Below are 18,753 nucleotides of genomic sequence, written 5' to 3'. Positions count from 1 at the left end.
CTCCGCTATGGGGTCTGGACGGACGCCAAAACGGCATCGATCACGGTTTCCACGGAAATCTCCTCAACCACAGCATCGAATCCCAGAATGATCCGGTGACGAAGGATCCGATGAGCGAGGCTCTTGACGTCTTCAGGAATGACGTGGTCGCGCCCCTTGAGCAGCGCCATGGCGCGGGCTGCCTGGCTGAAGGCGATGCTCGCCCGCGGGCTGGCGCCAAATTCGACGACGTGGGCCAGCCGGGGCTCCAGATACTGTGAAGCGTTGCGGGTGACATAGGAAAGTCCGACGATGTAGCGCACGATAGCCGGATCAATATAGACCCGCCTCACCAGTTCCTGAACCTCCACTACGGCGTCAAGGGAAGCGGCTGCCGGAGGCCTCTGCTCCGCGCTGAACACGCCGGCGTCAATCCGCCGGATGACCTCCGCTTCCTCCGCTGGACTCGGATAGTCCAGGACGTCCTTAAGCATGAACCGGTCCATCTGCGCTTCAGGAAGACGATACGTCCCTTCTTGCTCGATGGGGTTCTGCGTAGCGAGCACCAGGAAAGGCTTAGGCAGGGGGTAGGACTCTCCGCCAATGGACGTCTGCCGCTCCTGCATCGCTTCCAGCATTGCGCTCTGGGTCTTGGCACTGGACCTGTTGATCTCATCCAGCAGCACAATGTTGGCATGGACCGGGCCCAACTGCGTGACAAAGGTACCCTTGACGGCGTCGAAGATCTGCGTGCCGGCGATGTCGCTGGGCAGCAGGTCCGGCGTGCACTGGATCCGGCGGAACTCTGCACTGACCGACTCCGCTATGGCTTGGGCCGCGGTGGTCTTAGCCAGCCCCGGCACACTTTCCAACAGGACATGGCCACCCGTCAACAGGCCGATAACCAAGGTCTCACGCAGCCTGGCCTGGCCCACCACCTTGTTTTCGAAGCTGCGGACGATGCTGCCTATAAGCTGCTGGGCACGGGCCATGTCCGGCGCATCGATTCCGGCCATGGCTGTGGTCTGTTGCACTCGTGGTCCCCTCGCTGGCGTTGATGTGAAACGGCCACTCCATCCAAGCCTTCCCGGAACGGGTTCGCAATGGGGACCCCTCCCCATGTGGACTTCCGAGGTCTATCCTTTTGCCATGCATCAGCTACCAGCCGCCTATCAGAATTACCTCGCCTCCCAGGACCAGCACGTCATCGACGCCGTACGGCCGGTTCTCCTCCAGTCCGCAGCGGACCAACGACACGGAGTACGCATTACCTTCAACAGGGGCCCGACCGGCCACCAAGCCCACCTGGACGATTCCATACCCTACGGCGAAATCATCGAAGACATCGACTGACGCAGACTACAAACCTGACATGGAGCGGGGCTGGCCTTTCATGGGCTCCAGCTAGCCTTTCATGGCTCCGGACAAGGCAAACGAATTCCCCATGCCACGGGAAACCAGCGCGTAGAGCACCAGCACGGGGACCGAATACAGGATGGAGAACGCGGCCAACTGGCCATAAGCGATAGCTCCGTGCTGGCCGAAGAAGCTGAAGATGGACACCGCGGCTGGTTGTTTGCCGGTGGACAGCAACAGGATAAAGGGGACGAAGAAGTTCCCCCACGCCTGGATGAAAACGAAGATGAACACCACGCCCAGCCCCTGCCTCATCAGTGGGAGCACGATGCGTCGCAGCGCCGCCATCGTGGAGGCTCCATCCACCCACGCCGCTTCCTCCAACTCAAGAGGAACCGAATCCATGAAGTTCTTGGTCATCCAGATGGCCATGGGCAAAGTAGTTGTTGCCATGAAGAAAATGGTGGCAGCCATGGAATCCAAGAACTGCAGCTGAACAAACAGGCCATAGACAGGCACCATGATGGCCGTCACCGGCAACGACGTCCCAAACAGGACCGTGTACATGAAGGGCTTGTTGAACCGTGATTGATACCTGGACAACGGGTATGCGGCAAGCACAGCAGCAAGAACATTCACCACAGCCGTCCCCGCCGACAACATCAAGCTGTTTGCCAAAGGTTGAAACAACAGCTCAGGAGTCATCACGGCACGGAAATTGTCCATCGACGGCGTTGACGGCACCTTAGTCTGGTAACCGGCTTCAGGATCGACGGCGGCCAAGAGCAGCCAGAGCAAAGGTGCAACAAAGCTCATCCCAATCACAGCAAGGGCTATGTTCGCCCCCAGCCTGGCCCTGGACCTGGAGCTGCCACCCGCCGTCGTGCTTTCCGTCCCCAGCGGCGCCCGCAGTCGGCTGGTGGTCATGGGCGCTCCTCCCGCAGGAGCCGGACGTACACCGCACCGAAGACCATGCCCAGGAGGATCAGAACGGACGCCACAGCCGTGCCGTAGCCGATGTCACCAAATTTGAACGCCTCTTGGTAGGCCAGCACCGGCAACGTGGTGCTGGCGTTGGCGGGTCCGCCTGCCGTCATGACCCAGATGAGGGTAAACACCGCCAGTGTCTGGAGCGTGATCAGCATCAGGTTCGTGGCGATGCTGCTCCGGATCAGCGGCAGTGTAATGAAGGCAAGCCGCTGCCACCCTCGGGCCCCATCCACAAGTGCTGCCTCAGAAATATCGCGGGGAACGTCTGCCAGCGCTGCCCGGTACACCAGCATGGAGAAGGCTGTCCCGCGCCACGTATTGGCCAGGACAATCGCCACCAGCGGAAAGGAATACAGCCAGTCCGGGCCCTGACCACCCACGATTCCCAGCATCTGGTTCAGGGTCCCGTCCCGGTTGAAGTAGGCATAGGCGGCGAAGGCGGCCACGATTTCAGGCAGCACCCACGCCGCGACCACTGCCGTACCCACCAACGACGAAACTACCGTCCGCGACCGTGTCATCAGCAGTGCGATCAGCAGGCCCAACACGTTCTGGCCCAGCACGGCCGACGCGGCGACGAACACCACCGTGAGCCAAGCCGCTAACGGAAAGGAGCCGTCACCGAACATCCGCGCATAATTGTCAATGCCAACCCATTCCGGGTTCCTGGCAGCTTTACCGGATAACGAGGCATCGGTGAAGGACGCGTAAAAGGACCACAACACCGGGGCCAGCAGGAACAACAGCAGCAGGAGAATGGACGGGACTAACGGAAGGAGCCGCAGGTAGCGGCGGATCGTCATTTCTCCAGGACCTTGTCCTCACCGACGAGCTTACGGACGGTGGCATCATATTCGGCAGCGGCATCCTCGGGGCTCTGCTTGCCCGTGATCACGGACTCCGTGGCGACCTGGACGGCGGAAGAGATCCTGGGGTAGTCAGCGGTGGCCGGGCGGTAATGCGTCACCTTCACCAAGTCCGAAACATCCTTCACAAACGGATTCGCCGCCAGATACTGGGGCTCCGAGGCGACATCCGTACGGACGGCAATCTGAGAGTTGTTGGTGTCGTAGGCCAGCGCGTTCTTTTTGTTCAGCGCCGTAGTGAGGAACTGGAAGGCAAGCTCGGGATTCTTGCTCTTCGCCCCCACGGCCAGTGTCCATCCGCCGGACATGCTCACACCCCCGGGCGCCTGCCCCTTCTGCGTGGGGAACATGGCTACAGCCATGTCCTGCTCATAACCTGCCCACTCATACGCGCCACCTTTTTGCCAGAACGACGGCGTATAGGACCCTTCCACGGTGGCTGCCAGTTTTCCTTGGGGGAACCATTCGCCAAAGACCTTCTTCCAGACGTTCGCGTCCAAGGCTTCGGCTGGACTGACGGCCAGCTTTTCGTCATAGAGGGTCTTCAGGAACGCCAGTGAGTCGGTGAAACCCAGCGAGCCGACCACCCACTTCTTCTCCTTCTCGTCATACAAGGTGCTGTCCGTACCGTAAAGCAGCTCGTAGAAACTCTGCATCACCGTGCCCTCGCCGGTCCCCTTGCCTGCGTACATGTTGAAAGGGATGACGCTGGGGTCGGACGCTTTGATGGCCCGGGCGGTGGTGAGGATATCGTCCCAGGTCTTCGGCTGCCACGGCACGGGCACCCCGGCCTTCTGGAATACGGCCTTGTTGTACCAAATGGCCCGGGTGTCGGTGCCCAGCGGGACCGCATAGATGCCGCCGTCATCCGCTCGGCCCGCCGCCTTGGCCGCTTCGTTGAACGCAGACCAGTCCTCCCACTTCTCAAGGTAACTGTCCAACCTGAGGAGGTAACCGGCGTCGACGTCTGAACGCACCTTGAAAGTGTCCTCATAGAAGACGTCCGGCGCCGTGTCAGCGGAACGCTGGGCCAGCGAGAGCTTGGTCCCGTAATCGTCGTCGTTGGCCTGGATGGGCTGGAGGTCCACCGTCACCCCGGAGTTCGCGGCTTCAAATTCCTTCTTGGCGTCCTGCATGACGGCATCAAGCGCCGTGAAGGAATCGGTTTTCTGATAAACGATCTTCAGGGTGTTGCTCTCCGCAGCCTCAGGCGTGGGCGAACAGGACGTCGCCGCCACAAGGACGGCGGCGAAAAAAGCAATGGCGGCGGAAAACTTCACTGGGACATACTTCATTGGCACATTTTTCACTGGGCGGCGCATGGTGCTCCATTCAGTCGAACGTGGCTACAGCCCCCATACTTCACCGTGAACGGACATGCGACGTGGCCGAGCCTTATGGTTATTCAGTTATCCTGCGTCGAACTAGCCTTCCAACAGGAGCCTTTGTGCGCGCGGTGCCAGCATGTGCTCCAAAACCAAGCAAGCAGCACCGATGGCGCCAACGTCTTCGCCCACACCGGTCCCCACAACCTCAAGGCCGTGGATCATGCGGGCGGCGTTGTTCTTGTCCAGCAAATCCGGAACGCGATCCAGGAAGTACGGGGACATGCGCCCCCAGAATGGACCGCCGAAGACGACCCGCTCCACGTCCAGGGTGTTGGTCACGATGGAAACGGCACGTGCCACCAGTGTGGCGGACTTATCCAGAATGGCAATGGCCTTGGAATCACCCGCATCGGCTTTGTCGCACAACTCGGCATAGCGTTCCTGGACCTCAGGACCGTCCGCCCCTTCCCGGTGCCCTTCAAGCACACCGGCGGCTACGGCCTCGGCCACCAGCACCTGCGGGATGCAGGAAGACTTGACGCAGCCATGCAATCCGCAATCACACTGCGGGCCGTTGGGGTCCACCACAATGTGGCCGATTTCGCCGGCATTGCCCGAAGTCCCCCGGACTACTTCGTCATTGAGCACAATGCCGCAGCCGATGCCGGTTCCCATGTACATGAACACGAAGCTGCCGGCCCCGCTGGCGCCACCAGCCCACGTTTCGGCCACCGCCGCGCTCGTGACGTCTTTATCCACCAGCGTTTCCATGCCGGTGGCCTCGGCCAGGGCCTCGCGGATGCGCACGCGGTTCCATCGCGTCAGGAGCGGCGGCTCCACCACGGAGCCTTCGTCGAGGTCGATCGGGCCGGGGACAGCAACGCCGAGTCCGGCGATCTTTGAAGAATCGACGCCTGACTCTTCGATGAGGACATTGATCTGTTCGGCGATGCTGGTGATCACGCCGGCCGGGTCACCGCCCGGAGTAGCCATGCGCGAATGCCTGACGACGTCGCCCAGCAGGTCAAGAACAACAAAAGTGATGACGGCCGGATCCAGATGCACGCCCACCGCGTACATGCCTGCGGGGTTCAGGCGCAGGATGGTCCTGGGCTTGCCCGGACCCGAGCCTTCCTTGCCGGCCTCCACAATCAGCTGCTGATCCAGGAGGCGGCGGGAAATATTGGAAATCGTCTGCGGGGAAAGACCCACAATCTGAGCCAACTCAACTCGGCTGAGTCCGCCCGACGACCGCCGGATCGCCTCCAGAATGACGGTCAGATTGAAGTCCCCCATGCGGGGAAGGTTAGTTCCGCGCCTTGGTGTCGGCTGCCGGATCTCAGTCACTGATGCCCCTCGTCATTGGGATTAACGTAGTTAAAGTCGGTCTTTGTCTGAATCGTACGATACCTCCGCCGCTACGGATACGAGCACACGCTGACACCGGCATCAGGGCTTGGTAACGATGACACTGAATTGTATGCGACCACCATTCGGGCAGCCGCTTGATGACGCCGCCTAGGCCTTCCGGCTGCGCGTTACCGTAAATTTCGGGTTCCGGCCTTCCTCCACCGTCGGCCCGATAAGCCGTTCAAGCGCGGGCCGATACTGCAGGTGGCTGTTGTAGACGGTCCACAGCTCTCCTCCAGGGGCAAGGACACGGGCGGCGGCCTGGAACATCTTCAGCGCAGCGCCGGCGTGCACACTTGCACCCAGATGGAACGGCGGGTTAAGAAGGATGAGGTCGGCGCTGTCCGGCTCCAGCGTGGACATGGCATCATCGTGGATCACTTCCACCCGCTCCCCCAGCCCGTTTGCGGCCCCCGTGGCCCTGGCTGAAGCAACGGCCGCCGCGGACTGGTCGGTGGCGATCACCCGGGCATCCGTGTGGCGAAGTGCATACATCGTGGCGAGAATCCCTGTTCCGCAGCCGAGGTCCACGGCGTACCGGGATGCTGGCATGCGGTCCAAAAACGTCAGCAAGTAGCGTGTGCCTATGTCCAGGCGGGCCCCGGAGAAAGCAGCCCCATGCGCGCACACAGTGATTCCCAGTTCCGGCACGGACTCCACCACCGGGAACGGGCGCTCGTCAGGCGTTGTCTTGGGGTCCCGTGCCATCAGGACCCGGGACTTTTGCCGGGCAAGTTGCGGCTGCACTGATGAGAAGAACCGTCCCAGGACCTCGTTCATGCCAAGAGACATGTGCTTAACGCGACCTCCGGCGAGCAGGACCGCATGCGGCGGCGCAAACCTGGCTACGGCGTCGGCGATTTCCTCCAACTCAGCCAGAGATTTAGGCAACTGCAAAAGCACCACACCGGCGCCGTCCAGCAAATCCCGGTCCAGTTCATGCTCGGTGAAACGTCCGTCCAAGCCGGCAGATACGGCATTGCGTTTCAGCGCGAGCCTACCGGTGAAAAGGTCCTGGCTAACCCTGACATGCCCGACGCCGAGCCCAGCCAAGGCGCCCAGGGTCAGGGCGCCGTAGCGGTCACCAATGACCACCACCTTGGCGTCGGGGCCAACCAGATCCGCCGCTGTCTCCAGAAGCAGCCTGTCTGTGGCATCGAAGGCCTGCAGATTGTCCGCTTCGACGTCAGGAAGCCTGCTCAACGTACCCAAGAGCGCTCCAACATCCATTGCCGTCACGATGCGGTTCTCGCTTTCATGCTCAACTGTCTCGACTTTAAGGTGGCTTGGGAGGAACCTAGTGCTTGCACGACGCAAACACCTGTCAATCCTTCGGTTGGCGACGAACACCGAGGCGGCAGGCACAGGTCACGGCGACCCCTGGAGCCAGGCACCGGGATCCACTCATCATCGGGCTCCCCTTCCTCTGTGAGAAACCATGAGTGTCAATGTTGTCACGAACCTTGAAGTAAAGTCCCACAACTCCCCCGACGAAACGAGGCGCCCCGACAAAACCGTCCTGGACCTCGTCACCGTGGGAGACTACACGATCGGCCGTATGACCTTTGAACCGGGCTGGACCTGGGCCGACTGCATCAAACCAGTGGTTGGCACCGACTCCTGCGAATTGAGCCATGTAGGATTCTGCGTCTCCGGAAGCCTGGAGGTAGAAACCAATGACGGCGGCAAGATCAGCATTTCAGCCGGCGATTCCTACACCATTCCCCCGGGCCACAACGCCCACGTGGTAGGCGATCAACCGTTCCAAGGAGTCGAGTTCGTCAGCGGCGCTGAATTCGCACGTCCTCCTGAGAAGGCCTGACTGACCAACAACGGACAAACAGAAAGACCCCGCTCAATGAGCGGGGTCTTTCTTCCGGAGTGGAGCTGAGGGGACTCGAACCCCTGACCCCCTGCATGCCATGCAGGTGCGCTACCAGCTGCGCCACAGCCCCGAATTTGTTGACTACAAGCGGTTTGATTTCTCTTCCCGTCGAAGCAACTCGTCAATACTAACCACAATCCCACGAGATGCGAAATCGTCGGAACATGAGCTGCATCACAACGTCCTGCGACGATCCGCAGCCGAGGTGCGTTGGATTACTCCACCGCACCTCCCCCCAAAACCGGCTGCGCTGAAGCCACCCAACAAAGAGGCGCGACTCCCCCTGAAGTCTAGAATTTGTTTCGGGCAAAACCAAACCGTTCAGTCGGTTTCAGCCCGGCTAGGTCTTCAGGCTGCCGATGATAGCGTGGTGGAGTCTCGACGGCGGCACGATCCTCCGTCCCTGCCTGACTCGAGAGGCCCCCCACCACCCATGCAGCAACGTGCGAAAGACACCCGGCTTTCCGTCATAGAAGGTGCTGCCCGGGTCTTCGCGGAAATAGGCTACGGAAACGCCAGCCTGACTGACATCACCAAACGAGCAGGCGTGACAAAAGGTGCGCTCTACTTCCATTTCACGTCAAAACGGGACCTGGCCCTGGCCGTCATCGAGGAGCAGCACGCAATCGTCCTGGCGGCGGGATCGGACATAGCTGCCTCAAGCGCCCCCGCTCTGGACAAGCTCATAGGACTCTGCAGGATGTTCGGGCAGCAGTTGCTGGATGAACCCGTGGTCCAAGGAGGCATCCGGCTCACCTTTGAAGCCTCCGCTTTCGACGCAGACGTCTCAGGTCCCTACCACGACTGGATCACCACGGCCGAGCAACTGCTGCGGCAAGCCGCAACCGACGGCACCGTTCGTTCCGACCTGGACGCGGCGGCCTTCGCCAGGTATCTGGTTGCGTCCTTCACGGGCGTTCAAATGGTCTCGGACGTTCTGACATCACGTGAAGACGTGCTGCTGAGGATCGAACAGATGTGGGAGTTCATGCTGCCGGCGTTACGCCCGGACTCAATCAACTAGCCAGAGCCTGCGGGGTGCGCCGGGGTTTGTTCCTGCACGAAAAAGGTCCTGCCGGCTCCATGGAATTCATGAAGCAGACAGGACCTTGATGGTGGAGCTGAGGGGACTCGAACCCCTGACCCCCTGCATGCCATGCAGGTGCGCTACCAGCTGCGCCACAGCCCCGTATTCTTGCTGCTTCGCGTTCAGCTTTTCGATCATCCGCGCCGAAGCAACTCAAATATCTTAGAACAGCATTTCCGAAAATTCCAAATCGGACATATTTCGGTTTCCGGCAGTTCCTAGCGCTCGGTATCCTCTGCGGAAACAGCCTTGGCGGAAGCGTCGTCACCCAGTTCAAGGTCCACCACGGGGCAGTCCTTCCACAGGCGCTCCAAGGCATAAAAGACCCGGTCTTCAGAGTGCTGGACGTGGATAACGATGTCAGCGTAGTCCAAGAGAACCCAACGGCCTTCCGAGCGGCCCTCGCGGCGTACAGGACGAAGGTCCTGCTTCATCAGCTCTTCCTCGATACCGTCAACGATGGCGTTTACCTGACGCTCGGTGGGAGCGGAGGCAATCAGGAAGACGTCAGTGAGCGCCAAACGCTCGCTGACGTCCAGGGCGACAATGTCTTCAGCAAGCTTGTCTGCCGCGGCACGCGCAGCGTGACGGGCGAGGGTGATGGATTGTTCATGTGCAGACACGGGTACTCCTTGTTGTGGCCAGTGGCCTATGTTTGGCGTTTGCCATTGTTCAGCGAAAACTAACTGTTCAGCGGAATTAGCTGCTGGTGATCATGATGATGCCGACAATAAGTACAACGATGCCCAACGCCAGGACACCGAACTGCAGCAACCTGTTGCGTTGCGCTCGGGCCAGGCCGGCGGTGTTGGCATCCAGAGGTTCAAGGCCGTACGCCGCACTGGCGGAAACCGGAGGCCGCTGCGATTCTTCGCTTGCCTCCGCCGCCGCAACAGGACGCTTCCCGGCGGACTTCGCAACCGCTTCAGCACGGGCAAGAACCCCGGCGCGGCCACGCGACCCCGGTTTCTTGACCTGAACTTGTTCGGAGTCGAGCTTGGGCCCCGCCGAAGTGATCAACGGTACAAACGTGGTACTGGGGCGCTTCATGACGGGGCGTTCAACCCCCGGCATCTTGACGAACTCCAGTGGAGTCACCATCGCGAGGTTGTTGGCGGTGGACGGGCCTGCCGTAGCGGCCGGTGACTTGCCGTCCACCTTTGAATCCGAGGTTCCTTTGGCGGATTCCGCCTGCGTCTTCTCCGCGAGCTTCTGCTTGGCGGCGGCACGCTTGCTCAACACGGCAGCACGTTCCGCAAGGGCGATCTGCTGCGCAAGAACCTCAGGGTCTACAGCGGACGGGTCCTGCTCGGCAATGTGTTCCAGCTTGGCCGACTGGTTCTCCGCCTGCGCGGCAATCAACTGCCGGACTGCAAGTGCCTGCTCCACGGACATTTCGGATTCCGCAGGAGAATGGCCGATTCCCGCATTTTCCTTCGTGGGCACGGAAGCGACAGGGGCATTCTCACGGGAGCCCTTGTTGGCGGGCGCCGGCTTGGAACCCGCAGCCTCCTCACGAGCTGTGTCCTTGGTGGCCGCAGGAACAATGGGATTCATGGAAGTGGCGACTTCAGCCTGAAGTTGCTGGAGGCGCAGCTGGCGACGTGTGGGCGGTCCCCCGCCGGCGAGCTGCTCCTCCTTGTCGGCCAGTTCCTTGATAGTGCGCAGTGCCGCACGATCGCGGGCGCGGATTTGGGAGGATCGTTCCTGGGCTGCCGGCCCTACGGCGTCCACCGGAACATCGGCGGCGCGACGATTGCGGCCGTTAGGGCGGTCTGCGTCAGGAAGGTTTTCTACGTCGTCAGGCGCGGACGTTTCCGCCCGCTGGGCCTCGGGGTGCTCTTCCCGGGCACGACGAAGCTCACGCCTGCTGCGGATGGGTCGCTGGTCCTGGCTGCTCATTCAAAACTCATTCAGTACGTGCTTGGTCGTCTGATCCGGACAGTGCGGGTGTCAGATCCGCTGCGTTGGCAGGCGCGGCGTACAGTCCATACTTGGCGATGTACTGCACCACTCCGTCAGGTACGAGGTACCAGACGGGATTTCCGGCACCCACCCGGGTCCTGCAATCCGTGGAGGAGATGGCCATGGCAGGGACTTCCAACAGGCTGACATCGTCCCTGCCCATATCGTGCAGTTCATGTCCGGGACGCGTGACGCCGACGAAGTGGGCCAAAGACCACAACTCGTCTACGTCCTTCCATGAAAGGATCTGCGCCAAGGCATCTGCGCCCGTGATGAAGAAAAGATCGGCGTCAGGCCGCTCTGCACGGAGATCGCGGAGGGTGTCAATGGTGAACGTCGGCCCCGGACGATCAACGTCCACCCGGCTCACCGTGAACCTGGGGTTGGATGCCGTGGCGATGACCGTCATCAGGTAGCGGTGCTCAGGCCTGCTGACCAGCTTGTGCGACTTCTGCCAAGGCTGGCCGGTTGGAACGAAAACCACTTCGTCAAGGCCGAACTTGGCTGCGACTTCACTGGCAGCCACAAGGTGGCCGTGATGAATGGGATCAAATGTTCCACCCATCACGCCCAGCCGGAGCCTGCGCCCCGTCTCCCCACGCGGTGTTGCGGCGATAATGTTAGTGGCCTTGGCCGTGCGTGTGCTTGTTCGGGTGCTGGCGGTGCGGATCGGAGTGCTCTTCAACGGCCTCGTGACGGTTGCCAAGGTTGGTGTAGGAGAGGGTGACGAACAAGAGAACCAGCATGAGGGCGAACATCACGACGCCGAAGACCCACGGCTCGGCCCACAACGGAGCGAGTTCCTCGTGGCCGCCTTCCGTTTGGGCGGCAATGGACGTGGCGATCTGCTGAAACAGCATCTTCTCCCCTAGTTGGTTCTCAAAGGATTTTCGACGGCGGGACTCCCCGCCGTTCCGGACTTCTGTTCTATGTTACCGCGTTGCTAGCCGCGGATCTGGCCCTCACCCTGGACGATCCACTTGGTGGTGGTCAACTCCGTGAGGCCCATGGGACCCCGGGCGTGCAACTTCTGGGTGGAAATGCCCACTTCGGCTCCGAGGCCTAGCTCGCCTCCGTCAGTGAACCTGGTGGAGGCATTGACGATGACGGCAGCAGAATCGATGTCGGCGATGAACTTCTCGGCGTTGGCCAGGTTGTTGGTGAGGATCGCTTCCGTGTGGCCCGTGGTCCATGTACGGATGTGGTCCACTGCCTCATCCAGGCTGTCCACCATGGCGACGGCGAGATCGAGATCCATATACTCGGTGGCCCAATCGTCATCGTCAGCGGGAACGGTTTCCACGTCCTTGCCCAAAGCAGCAGCGATCCGATCATCAACGTGGAGGGTGACTCCGGCCGAACGCAGTGCTTTGGCAACGGCAGGCAGCACCGTAGCACCGGAATGCACCAGCAGTGTCTCTACGGTGTTGCAGACACTGGGCCTCTGAGTTTTGGCGTTGAGAAGGATCTCCACGGCCATCTCTTCACCCGCGGACTCATCGATGAAGATATGGACATTTCCTTCGCCGGTTTCAATGACAGGCACGGAAGAGTTGGTCACAACTGTCTGGATGAGATCGCGTCCACCGCGGGGAATGAGGACATCCACACGGCCACGGGCGCGCATCAGGACGTTTGCTCCTTCGCGGCCGTACTGATCCACTGTCTGCACGGCGTCCGCAGGCAAACCAACGGAATCCAGCGCCTCGCGGAGAATCCGCACCAGTGCCTCATTGGTGTGGGCCGCAGCGGATCCGCCACGCAGGATCACAGCGTTGCCGCTCTTGAGCGCCAGGCCGGCGATGTCCACCGTGACGTTCGGGCGTGCCTCATAAATCGCGGCCACAACGCCCATGGGAACGTTCACCTGGCGCAAGCGGAGTCCATTGGGCAGCGTCTGTCCACGGACCACGTTGCCCACGGGATCGGGCAAGCCGGCCAGGTTCTCCAAAGCTGCAACCAAGCCGTCGATGCGGGCGGCAGTCAGCGTCAAACGGTCCAGGAGCGCCGCTGAGGTGCCGTTGGCCCGGCCCACCGCAACATCCTTGGCATTGGCTTCCAATACGTGTTTCCGGTTCTCCACCAAGGCAGCTCCGATGGCACGCAGCGCGCGGTCTTTCCATGCGCGGTTTGCCTGTCCCATGCGGCGGGCAGCCTTACGGGAGCGGTCCGCTATGGCGTGAACGGCAGCCTGGACATCTTCTGGTGACACCGGGGCGCCGCCTGCCGCAGGGTTCTCCGGCGTCTGGCCGGAGGTACCGGAAACGTCGGAGATCACAGGGGCGTCAGGGGTCAGCGCTTCAGTCATGCTCCAAGTTTAGATGAGCGCGACGCCCTCAGGAGCACCAGATCGTCAACATGAACAACTTCGCGGTCGTAACCGCGGCCCATGGCCTGGCCCAGCTCCTGGGTGGTGCGTCCCAGCATTCGCGGGAGTTCCTCGGAAGAGTAGTTCACCAAACCGCGCGCCACCACCGTTCCGTCGTGGGCAACCATCTCAATGGGGTCGCCGGCTTCGAAATCACCACTGATGTCCGAAATGCCCGCGGGAAGGAGTGACCTGTGCCGGTCGCGCACTGCTTTCACTGCGCCGTCGTCGAGCATTAAACGGCCATGGACGGTCGCCAGGTGCGCCAGCCAGAGGAGACGAACCGGCTTGCGATTGCCGTTCACGGCGAACCACGTTCCCACGTCCTGGCCCGCCAAGGCCGCGGCGGCATTGGCCGTTGACGTGACCAAAGCGTGGATACCCGAGCCGGCAGCAATGGACGCCGCTTCCACTTTGGTCATCATGCCGCCCGTTCCGACGCCGGCCTTGCCTGCCTTGCCAATGGTCACGTCTTCCAGGTCCTGCGGACCGCGGACCAAAGGAATTCGTTGGGCGCCTTGGGACGGCGGGCCGTCGTAGAGGGCATCGACGTCGGACAGCAGCACGAGCGCGTCGGCACGAACCAAGTGTGCCACCAAGGCAGCGAGGCGATCATTGTCGCCAAAGCGGATCTCGTGCGTGGCCACGGTGTCGTTCTCGTTGACTACGGGCACCACGCCGAGATTAAGCAGCCTGTCCAACGCCCGGAAGGCGTTGGTGTGTTGCGTCCGGCGCATGAGGTCATCGGCGGTCAGCAGCACTTGGCTGACTGTCACGCCGTGTGCATTGAAAGCCTGCGTGTAGCGGGCCATCAGCAATCCCTGCCCAACGCTCGCCGCTGCCTGCTGGGTGGCCAGGTCCTTGGGTCGCTTGGCCAGACCCAAGGGGGCAAGCCCGGCAGCGATGGCGCCCGAGGACACCAGGATGATCTCCGTACCAGCATTGCGCTTTTCAGCGAGGGCATTGACCAGCCCGGTGAGGGACTTCTCGGAGATGCCACCCTTGATGCTGGTCAGCGAGGATGACCCCACTTTGACCACAATCCGCTTGGCGGTGGCCAGAGCTTGACGCTCGAGTCCCTCAGCGGTGTCCAGGGCGTCGACGGTCTTAGTCGTCATCACCGGAATCCAGGTGGCTTTCCTTCACTGCCTGGGCTCGGCGACCACTGACAGACTCAGTCCAGATGCCTGCCTTGCGTTCAGCTTCAAGCTCGGCACGCGCGGCGGCCTTGGCTTCGCGTCGTTCGATCTGCTCGTCGCGCTTCTGTGAACGCGTGGGGCGGTCGCCAATGTCCGCAACGCGGATGTCGGTCCCGCGAGGCGTCGCGAGGAGTTCGGCGCCGGCCATCATGGTGGGCTCCCAGTCGAACACCACGCCATCGTCTTCACCGATGACCACGGTGTCGCCGGGCTTGGCGCCAACCTTGAACAGTTCAGTTTCCACACCAAGCTTGGCAAGGCGGTCGGCAAGGTAGCCGATGGCTTCCTCGTTGGTGAAGTCAGTCTGCTTGACCCAGCGCACGGGCTTTTCGCCCAAGACGCGGAACAGCGGCTCGAGGTTCTTCTCCTCGCGGCGGATCTTGAAGCCGGACTCGTTGACGGCGCGCGGACGCAGGACGGGAGGTGCCACCGTGGGAGGCGCGGCCTGAACGGCGTTACGTGCTGCCTGGACGATCTCAGCCATGGCAAAGCCGAGCTGACGCAAACCTTCGTGGCTTGTTGCCGATACTTCAAATACACGGTATCCGCGGGCTTCGAGGTCCGGACGGACGAACTCGGCCATATCCTTGCCGTCGGGAAGATCCACCTTGTTGAGGACTACCAACTTGGGGCGTTCATTCAACGGCACTACTTCACCGTCAACGCCGGCGTAGCTCATGTCCACGGCGTACTTCTCCAGTTCCGCCTCAATGATGGCGAGGTCGGAGAGAGGATCGCGGTCTGATTCAAGGGTTCCGCAATCAAGGACGTGAACCAGCGCAGCGCAGCGCTCTACGTGCCGCAGGAAGTTGTGGCCCAGGCCCTTGCCTTCGCTGGCGCCTTCGATCAGGCCGGGGACATCGGCAATGGTGAAGCGGACGTCGCCGGCCTGCACCACGCCAAGGTTGGGAATGAGCGTGGTGAAGGGGTAGTCGGCAATCTTGGGCCGGGCAGCAGACATGGCTGCGATGAGGCTGGACTTACCGGCGGACGGGAAACCAACCAATGCGATGTCTGCGATGGACTTCAGTTCCAGGACGATGTCACTGGATTCACCTTCGATGCCCAGCAGGGCAAAGCCCGGAGCCCGACGCTTCTGCGATGAAAGGGATGCGTTGCCGAGGCCGCCCTGGCCGCCTGCGGCTGCAATGTACTCAGTACCCTCGCCAACGAGGTCAGCCAGGACTTCGCCGTCCTTGGTCTTGACCACGGTGCCATCAGGCACGGGAAGAATCAGGGTCTCGCCGTTCTTGCCGCCGCGCCAGTCGCCCATGCCAGGGCCGCCGTTGGTGGCGTGGCGGTGGGGAGCGTGATGGTAATCAAGCAGCGTGGTGGTCTGGGCGGACACGCGAAGGATGACATCGCCGCCGTTGCCGCCGTTGCCGCCATCGGGGCCGCCGAGCGGCTTGAACTTTTCCCGCTTTACGGAGACACAGCCGTGGCCGCCGGTTCCGCCGGATACGTGCAGGACTACCCGGTCTACAAAGCTCGCCACGTGGATCTCCTCAGTTGCTGTCTTACAGCGTTTGTTGCTGTTGCCAGCGCTGTTGCAAAAACCAGTGCGCCTGAGGCGCCCTAGTCGATTGTAATGCGGTTAAAAGAACGGTGGAGCGGGCCGCTTGGCCCGCTCCACCGGTTCAGAACTTGTTGTTACTCTGCAGCTGCAGCAGCAACGATGTTCACTACGCGACGGCCGCGGCGAGTGCCAAACTCAACCGCACCGGCCTGAAGAGCGAACAGGGTGTCGTCGCCACCGCGACCTACGCCTGCACCGGGGTGGAAGTGGGTTCCACGCTGGCGAACGATGATTTCGCCGGCGGAAACTACCTGACCACCGAAGCGCTTGACGCCCAGGTACTGTGCGTTGGAGTCACGCCCGTTGCGAGTGGAACTCGCGCCTTTTTTGTGTGCCATGTGAAATGCCTGCCTCTAAATTTCTGGGGAAACTGAAAAACCTGAACAGCGGGTAACGGAAGTTACGCGATGCTGGTGATCTTGATCTTGGTCAGTTCCTGACGGTGACCCTGACGCTTCCGGTAGCCGGTCTTGTTCTTGAACTTCTGGATGACGATCTTCGGACCACGGAGGTCCTCGAGGATCTCAGCCGTGACCTTGACGTTGGCCAGTTCCGCAGCTGCGGAGGTGACCTTCTCGCCGTCAACCAGGAGCAATGCGGGCAGCTCAAGCGTGCTACCGGCTCCACCGGGGACGCGGTTCAGCGTTACGTAGTCTCCAACGGAAACTTTTTCTTGGCGGCCGCCTGCGCGGACAATCGCGTACACCACTTGGGTACTCACTTCTCTCGACGTTTATTACAAAATTTGCGTGCGGAACCTTCAACCGGAATCAGGCCTGGTTCGCGCTGTGCCTCAACGCCGTGGACTTCTGATCGAAGTCCGCGAGTCATCCCATGAACAATTCCAAGGGGCATAACCCAAGTGTTGGCGTAAGCACCGAAGATCAAGATTACGCTAGTTTGACCTTCAGCTGCAAATGAGGCCGGGTCCGGAGGCTACCTCGTGACTTGCGTCACGAGTTGTAACGGACTCTCCCGGCACCGTGCCCATACAGCCTACAGGTTTTCGGCGAGATTAACGCGATTCAGGCAGCGACGCGCTGACGTGTCTCCGCAGTTGCCCGCAAATGCATCCGAGGTAGCGGGCTAGCCGCGGCCGATGGAAGGCTGCGCAAACAACCGCGGAGCATCAAAAAACGCGGTCTCATAACGGCAGGACTGGATGAAAGCGTCCATCATGGCGGCCCGCTCCATCTCCGAACCCGCAATGGCCGCAGCATCCGTGAAATTGATCGCTTTCCGGGTTGCGGCAGCGAAGTCCTCGTCGGCGTAGGTCTTCAGCCACTCGGCATAGGCGTGATCTGCGGGGGCTCCGGCGTCTACATACGATGCATGAAGCTGCCGACCCACCTCCGCGTACAACCAGTAACAGGGCAGGATCGCCGCGAGCACCACCGCGTAGCTGCCGGAAGCCGACGTTGCCAGTAGATGATCCACATAGGACTTGGTGACCGGGCCGGTGGCCGTGGGGGCCTCCCTGGTGCTCAGCCAGTTCCTGTGCAGCTCCGATTCAACTTCCAGGCACTGCTGTGATGCCTTGGCCCAGAACAACTGCTCTTCCTCCGTGGGGGCCAGGGCCCCCGCACGCGCCAACACCCTGGAGTACCCATTGAGGTAGATCGCATCTTGGGCGAGGTAGTAGTTGAAGTCACGTTCCGGGAGTTCGCCCGATTGAAGTCCTTGAATGAACGGAAGCCCGTAAATGGATTCGAGCTCTGGACCGGCTTCCTTCCACAAGGTCGCAGCGAAGGCGCCCGGCTTGGATGCCTGCTGGAGGTGGTGGAAGTGATGCACGGGCCCGTTCCCCTGCCCCACCTCGAGGGCCTCAGAGGTTGTCAAAGCCCCCAGTAACCAAGACTTCGCTTCCTGCAGTGAAACTTCCCAGTCACCCGTGCGTGCCTGGACTGTAGCCAAGGCGGACGACAAGGAGCACCCGGTTCCGTGGCTGTTCCGCGTTTCGACCCGGGGACCTGTTATCTCGATCACGTCCCGTGACAGCATCCCACTGGTGTTCACCAGTGCATCAGGACATACCGGACCAGGCAGGTGGCCACCCTTGACCAGGACCGTGTTTCCGTACTCCGCTGCCAGCCGTTTGCCTTGGTCCAGCGCCGATTCCCATTCTGTTGCCTCCGGCTCCCCCAGCAACATGGCAAGTTCCGGAAGGTTCGGGGTGATCAGGTCGGCCAGAGGCAGCAGCGAACGCAAAGCCTTCTCCGCTGACTCGCGCAGGAGCCGGTCGCCACTGGTGGCCACCATCACCGGGTCCAGGACCACGACGGCGGGACGCACCTCTTCGATCCAGCCGCGGACCTCGTCTATGACGGCCGCATCGCCGAGCATTCCGATCTTGACGGCATCAATGGTGATGTCGCTGCTGATGGCGTCCAGTTGCTGTCGGAGGAACTGCGCGGGAGGGACATGGACGGCGATGACCCCCATGGTGTTTTGTGCGGTGAGAGCCGTGATGGCAGCCATTCCGTAACCGCCGAGTGCTGCGATGCTCTTCAGGTCCGCCTGAATTCCCGCGCCGCCGGAAGGGTCCGAGCCGGCAATACTCAGTACGCGTGGGGTTGCCCGGCCCGGGTTCGGAGCGTCGAGTGGGTACACAGCTGAATATGGTGATGCAGTCATGAGGACATCCCTTCGCCGGTGCTAACCGGACAGGTTCAACGGGTCTGGATCTCAGCCTGGCCCAACGCCCGGCACCCCGTGTCAGTCCCCAAGCCTAGCCGGGAAGCGAC

19 protein-coding genes, 2 tRNA genes and 1 riboswitch are annotated in these 18,753 nt (G+C 61.5%); of the genes, 3 read left to right on the top strand and 18 right to left on the bottom strand.

Going from position 1 to position 18,753, the window contains the following annotated elements; translation table 11 throughout:
* Positions 1-5 precede the first annotated feature (5 nt).
* Entirely contained in the window at positions 6-1,013 is a 1,008-nt protein-coding gene (locus J3A64_RS04990; protein WP_210063735.1) for a MoxR family ATPase, read from the bottom strand.
* Positions 1,014-1,098: 85 nt separating this feature from the next.
* Between J3A64_RS04990 and J3A64_RS04985 the strand changes: the two genes are divergently transcribed.
* Entirely contained in the window at positions 1,099-1,332 is a 234-nt protein-coding gene (locus tag J3A64_RS04985; protein WP_210063734.1) for a hypothetical protein, read from the top strand.
* Positions 1,333-1,383: 51 nt separating this feature from the next.
* On the opposite strand, the gene J3A64_RS04980 is transcribed toward J3A64_RS04985, so the two are convergent.
* From J3A64_RS04980 to J3A64_RS04960, 5 genes are all read right to left on the bottom strand, one after another.
* On the bottom strand, positions 1,384-2,262 hold the full coding sequence (locus J3A64_RS04980; protein WP_011775031.1) for a carbohydrate ABC transporter permease: 879 nt from the start codon (positions 2,260-2,262) through the stop codon (positions 1,384-1,386).
* Positions 2,259-3,128, bottom strand: a complete 870-nt coding sequence (locus J3A64_RS04975; protein ID WP_210063733.1) for a carbohydrate ABC transporter permease — start codon at positions 3,126-3,128, stop codon at positions 2,259-2,261. The genes J3A64_RS04980 and J3A64_RS04975 overlap by 4 nt, the downstream gene beginning before the upstream one ends.
* Complete coding sequence (locus tag J3A64_RS04970) at positions 3,125-4,513, bottom strand: extracellular solute-binding protein (protein ID WP_210063732.1); 1,389 nt, start codon at positions 4,511-4,513, stop codon at positions 3,125-3,127. The genes J3A64_RS04975 and J3A64_RS04970 overlap by 4 nt, the downstream gene beginning before the upstream one ends.
* Positions 4,514-4,615: 102 nt before the next feature.
* On the bottom strand, positions 4,616-5,815 hold the full coding sequence (locus J3A64_RS04965; RefSeq protein WP_043806132.1) for an ROK family transcriptional regulator: 1,200 nt from the start codon (positions 5,813-5,815) through the stop codon (positions 4,616-4,618).
* A gap of 222 nt (positions 5,816-6,037) precedes the next feature.
* Entirely contained in the window at positions 6,038-7,159 is a 1,122-nt protein-coding gene (locus tag J3A64_RS04960) for a class I SAM-dependent methyltransferase (protein ID WP_286176546.1), read from the bottom strand.
* A gap of 208 nt (positions 7,160-7,367) precedes the next feature.
* On the opposite strand from J3A64_RS04960, the gene J3A64_RS04955 reads away from it, so the two are divergent.
* Entirely contained in the window at positions 7,368-7,751 is a 384-nt protein-coding gene (locus tag J3A64_RS04955; protein ID WP_011775036.1) for a cupin domain-containing protein, read from the top strand.
* A 60-nt stretch (positions 7,752-7,811) separates the two neighbouring features.
* Here J3A64_RS04955 and J3A64_RS04950 read toward each other — a convergent pair.
* Positions 7,812-7,884 (bottom strand) — tRNA-Ala (locus J3A64_RS04950).
* 363 nt (positions 7,885-8,247) lie between these two features.
* Between J3A64_RS04950 and J3A64_RS04945 the strand changes: the two genes are divergently transcribed.
* The gene (locus J3A64_RS04945; RefSeq protein WP_210063730.1) at positions 8,248-8,838 is read left to right on the top strand and encodes a ScbR family autoregulator-binding transcription factor; all 591 of its coding nucleotides are present in this window, start codon (positions 8,248-8,250) and stop codon (positions 8,836-8,838) included.
* 89 nt (positions 8,839-8,927) lie between these two features.
* Here the strand turns inward: J3A64_RS04945 and J3A64_RS04940 are convergent.
* From J3A64_RS04940 to thiD, 11 genes are all read right to left on the bottom strand, one after another.
* Positions 8,928-9,003: transfer RNA gene (locus tag J3A64_RS04940), tRNA-Ala, on the bottom strand.
* Between the two features lie 116 nt (positions 9,004-9,119).
* Entirely contained in the window at positions 9,120-9,524 is a 405-nt protein-coding gene (gene rsfS, locus J3A64_RS04935) for a ribosome silencing factor (protein ID WP_210063729.1), read from the bottom strand.
* A gap of 76 nt (positions 9,525-9,600) precedes the next feature.
* Positions 9,601-10,803 carry a hypothetical protein gene (locus J3A64_RS04930; RefSeq protein ID WP_210063728.1) on the bottom strand — a complete coding sequence of 401 codons (1,203 nt, stop codon included), beginning with the start codon at positions 10,801-10,803 and terminating at the stop codon, positions 9,601-9,603.
* A gap of 7 nt (positions 10,804-10,810) precedes the next feature.
* Complete coding sequence (gene nadD / locus J3A64_RS04925; RefSeq protein ID WP_011775039.1) at positions 10,811-11,431, bottom strand: nicotinate-nucleotide adenylyltransferase; 621 nt, start codon at positions 11,429-11,431, stop codon at positions 10,811-10,813.
* Positions 11,432-11,486: 55 nt separating this feature from the next.
* A complete protein-coding gene (locus J3A64_RS04920) occupies positions 11,487-11,726 on the bottom strand; it encodes a hypothetical protein (RefSeq protein WP_011775040.1) in 240 nt (79 codons plus the stop codon).
* Positions 11,727-11,809: 83 nt separating this feature from the next.
* Positions 11,810-13,174 (bottom strand): glutamate-5-semialdehyde dehydrogenase, encoded by a 1,365-nt coding sequence (locus J3A64_RS04915; protein ID WP_011775041.1) that lies wholly within the window; start codon positions 13,172-13,174, stop codon positions 11,810-11,812.
* Positions 13,171-14,352 carry a glutamate 5-kinase gene (gene proB, locus J3A64_RS04910; protein ID WP_014922030.1) on the bottom strand — a complete coding sequence of 394 codons (1,182 nt, stop codon included), beginning with the start codon at positions 14,350-14,352 and terminating at the stop codon, positions 13,171-13,173. Before proB ends, J3A64_RS04915 begins: the two co-directional genes overlap by 4 nt.
* Positions 14,342-15,928 (bottom strand): GTPase ObgE, encoded by a 1,587-nt coding sequence (obgE, locus tag J3A64_RS04905; protein ID WP_210063727.1) that lies wholly within the window; start codon positions 15,926-15,928, stop codon positions 14,342-14,344. Before obgE ends, proB begins: the two co-directional genes overlap by 11 nt.
* A gap of 155 nt (positions 15,929-16,083) precedes the next feature.
* Entirely contained in the window at positions 16,084-16,347 is a 264-nt protein-coding gene (rpmA, locus tag J3A64_RS04900) for a 50S ribosomal protein L27 (RefSeq protein WP_003803426.1), read from the bottom strand.
* A gap of 62 nt (positions 16,348-16,409) precedes the next feature.
* On the bottom strand, positions 16,410-16,718 hold the full coding sequence (gene rplU, locus J3A64_RS04895) for a 50S ribosomal protein L21 (protein ID WP_024816904.1): 309 nt from the start codon (positions 16,716-16,718) through the stop codon (positions 16,410-16,412).
* A 377-nt stretch (positions 16,719-17,095) separates the two neighbouring features.
* On the bottom strand, positions 17,096-18,643 hold the full coding sequence (gene thiD / locus J3A64_RS04890) for a bifunctional hydroxymethylpyrimidine kinase/phosphomethylpyrimidine kinase (RefSeq protein ID WP_286176174.1): 1,548 nt from the start codon (positions 18,641-18,643) through the stop codon (positions 17,096-17,098).
* Positions 18,634-18,732: riboswitch (TPP riboswitch) on the bottom strand. It overlaps the preceding gene by 10 nt.
* Between the last annotated feature and the right edge of the window lie 21 nt (positions 18,733-18,753).

The organism is Pseudarthrobacter sp. PvP004 (assembly GCF_017876035.1).
In the GTDB taxonomy this organism is placed as follows: Bacteria; Actinomycetota; Actinomycetes; order Actinomycetales; family Micrococcaceae; genus Arthrobacter; species Arthrobacter aurescens_A.
Note: the sequence above shows the minus strand (reverse complement) of the source record. Positions and strands in the feature narration are given on the sequence as shown.

Coding starts and splice junctions, on each gene's coding strand:
- thiD (WP_286176174.1), bottom strand. CDS start 18,643: ATGACTGCATCACCATATTCAGCTGTGTACCCACTCGACGCTCCGAAC.
- proB (WP_014922030.1), bottom strand. CDS start 14,352: ATGACGACTAAGACCGTCGACGCCCTGGACACCGCTGAGGGACTCGAG.
- J3A64_RS04945 (WP_210063730.1), top strand. CDS start 8,248: ATGCAGCAACGTGCGAAAGACACCCGGCTTTCCGTCATAGAAGGTGCT.
- nadD (WP_011775039.1), bottom strand. CDS start 11,431: ATGGGTGGAACATTTGATCCCATTCATCACGGCCACCTTGTGGCTGCC.
- rpmA (WP_003803426.1), bottom strand. CDS start 16,347: ATGGCACACAAAAAAGGCGCGAGTTCCACTCGCAACGGGCGTGACTCC.
- J3A64_RS04930 (WP_210063728.1), bottom strand. CDS start 10,803: ATGAGCAGCCAGGACCAGCGACCCATCCGCAGCAGGCGTGAGCTTCGT.
- J3A64_RS04915 (WP_011775041.1), bottom strand. CDS start 13,174: ATGACTGAAGCGCTGACCCCTGACGCCCCTGTGATCTCCGACGTTTCC.
- J3A64_RS04970 (WP_210063732.1), bottom strand. CDS start 4,513: ATGCGCCGCCCAGTGAAAAATGTGCCAATGAAGTATGTCCCAGTGAAG.
- J3A64_RS04920 (WP_011775040.1), bottom strand. CDS start 11,726: ATGCTGTTTCAGCAGATCGCCACGTCCATTGCCGCCCAAACGGAAGGC.
- J3A64_RS04965 (WP_043806132.1), bottom strand. CDS start 5,815: ATGGGGGACTTCAATCTGACCGTCATTCTGGAGGCGATCCGGCGGTCG.
- J3A64_RS04960 (WP_286176546.1), bottom strand. CDS start 7,159: ATGGATGTTGGAGCGCTCTTGGGTACGTTGAGCAGGCTTCCTGACGTC.
- J3A64_RS04955 (WP_011775036.1), top strand. CDS start 7,368: ATGAGTGTCAATGTTGTCACGAACCTTGAAGTAAAGTCCCACAACTCC.
- J3A64_RS04975 (WP_210063733.1), bottom strand. CDS start 3,128: ATGACGATCCGCCGCTACCTGCGGCTCCTTCCGTTAGTCCCGTCCATT.
- J3A64_RS04985 (WP_210063734.1), top strand. CDS start 1,099: ATGTGGACTTCCGAGGTCTATCCTTTTGCCATGCATCAGCTACCAGCC.
- J3A64_RS04980 (WP_011775031.1), bottom strand. CDS start 2,262: ATGACCACCAGCCGACTGCGGGCGCCGCTGGGGACGGAAAGCACGACG.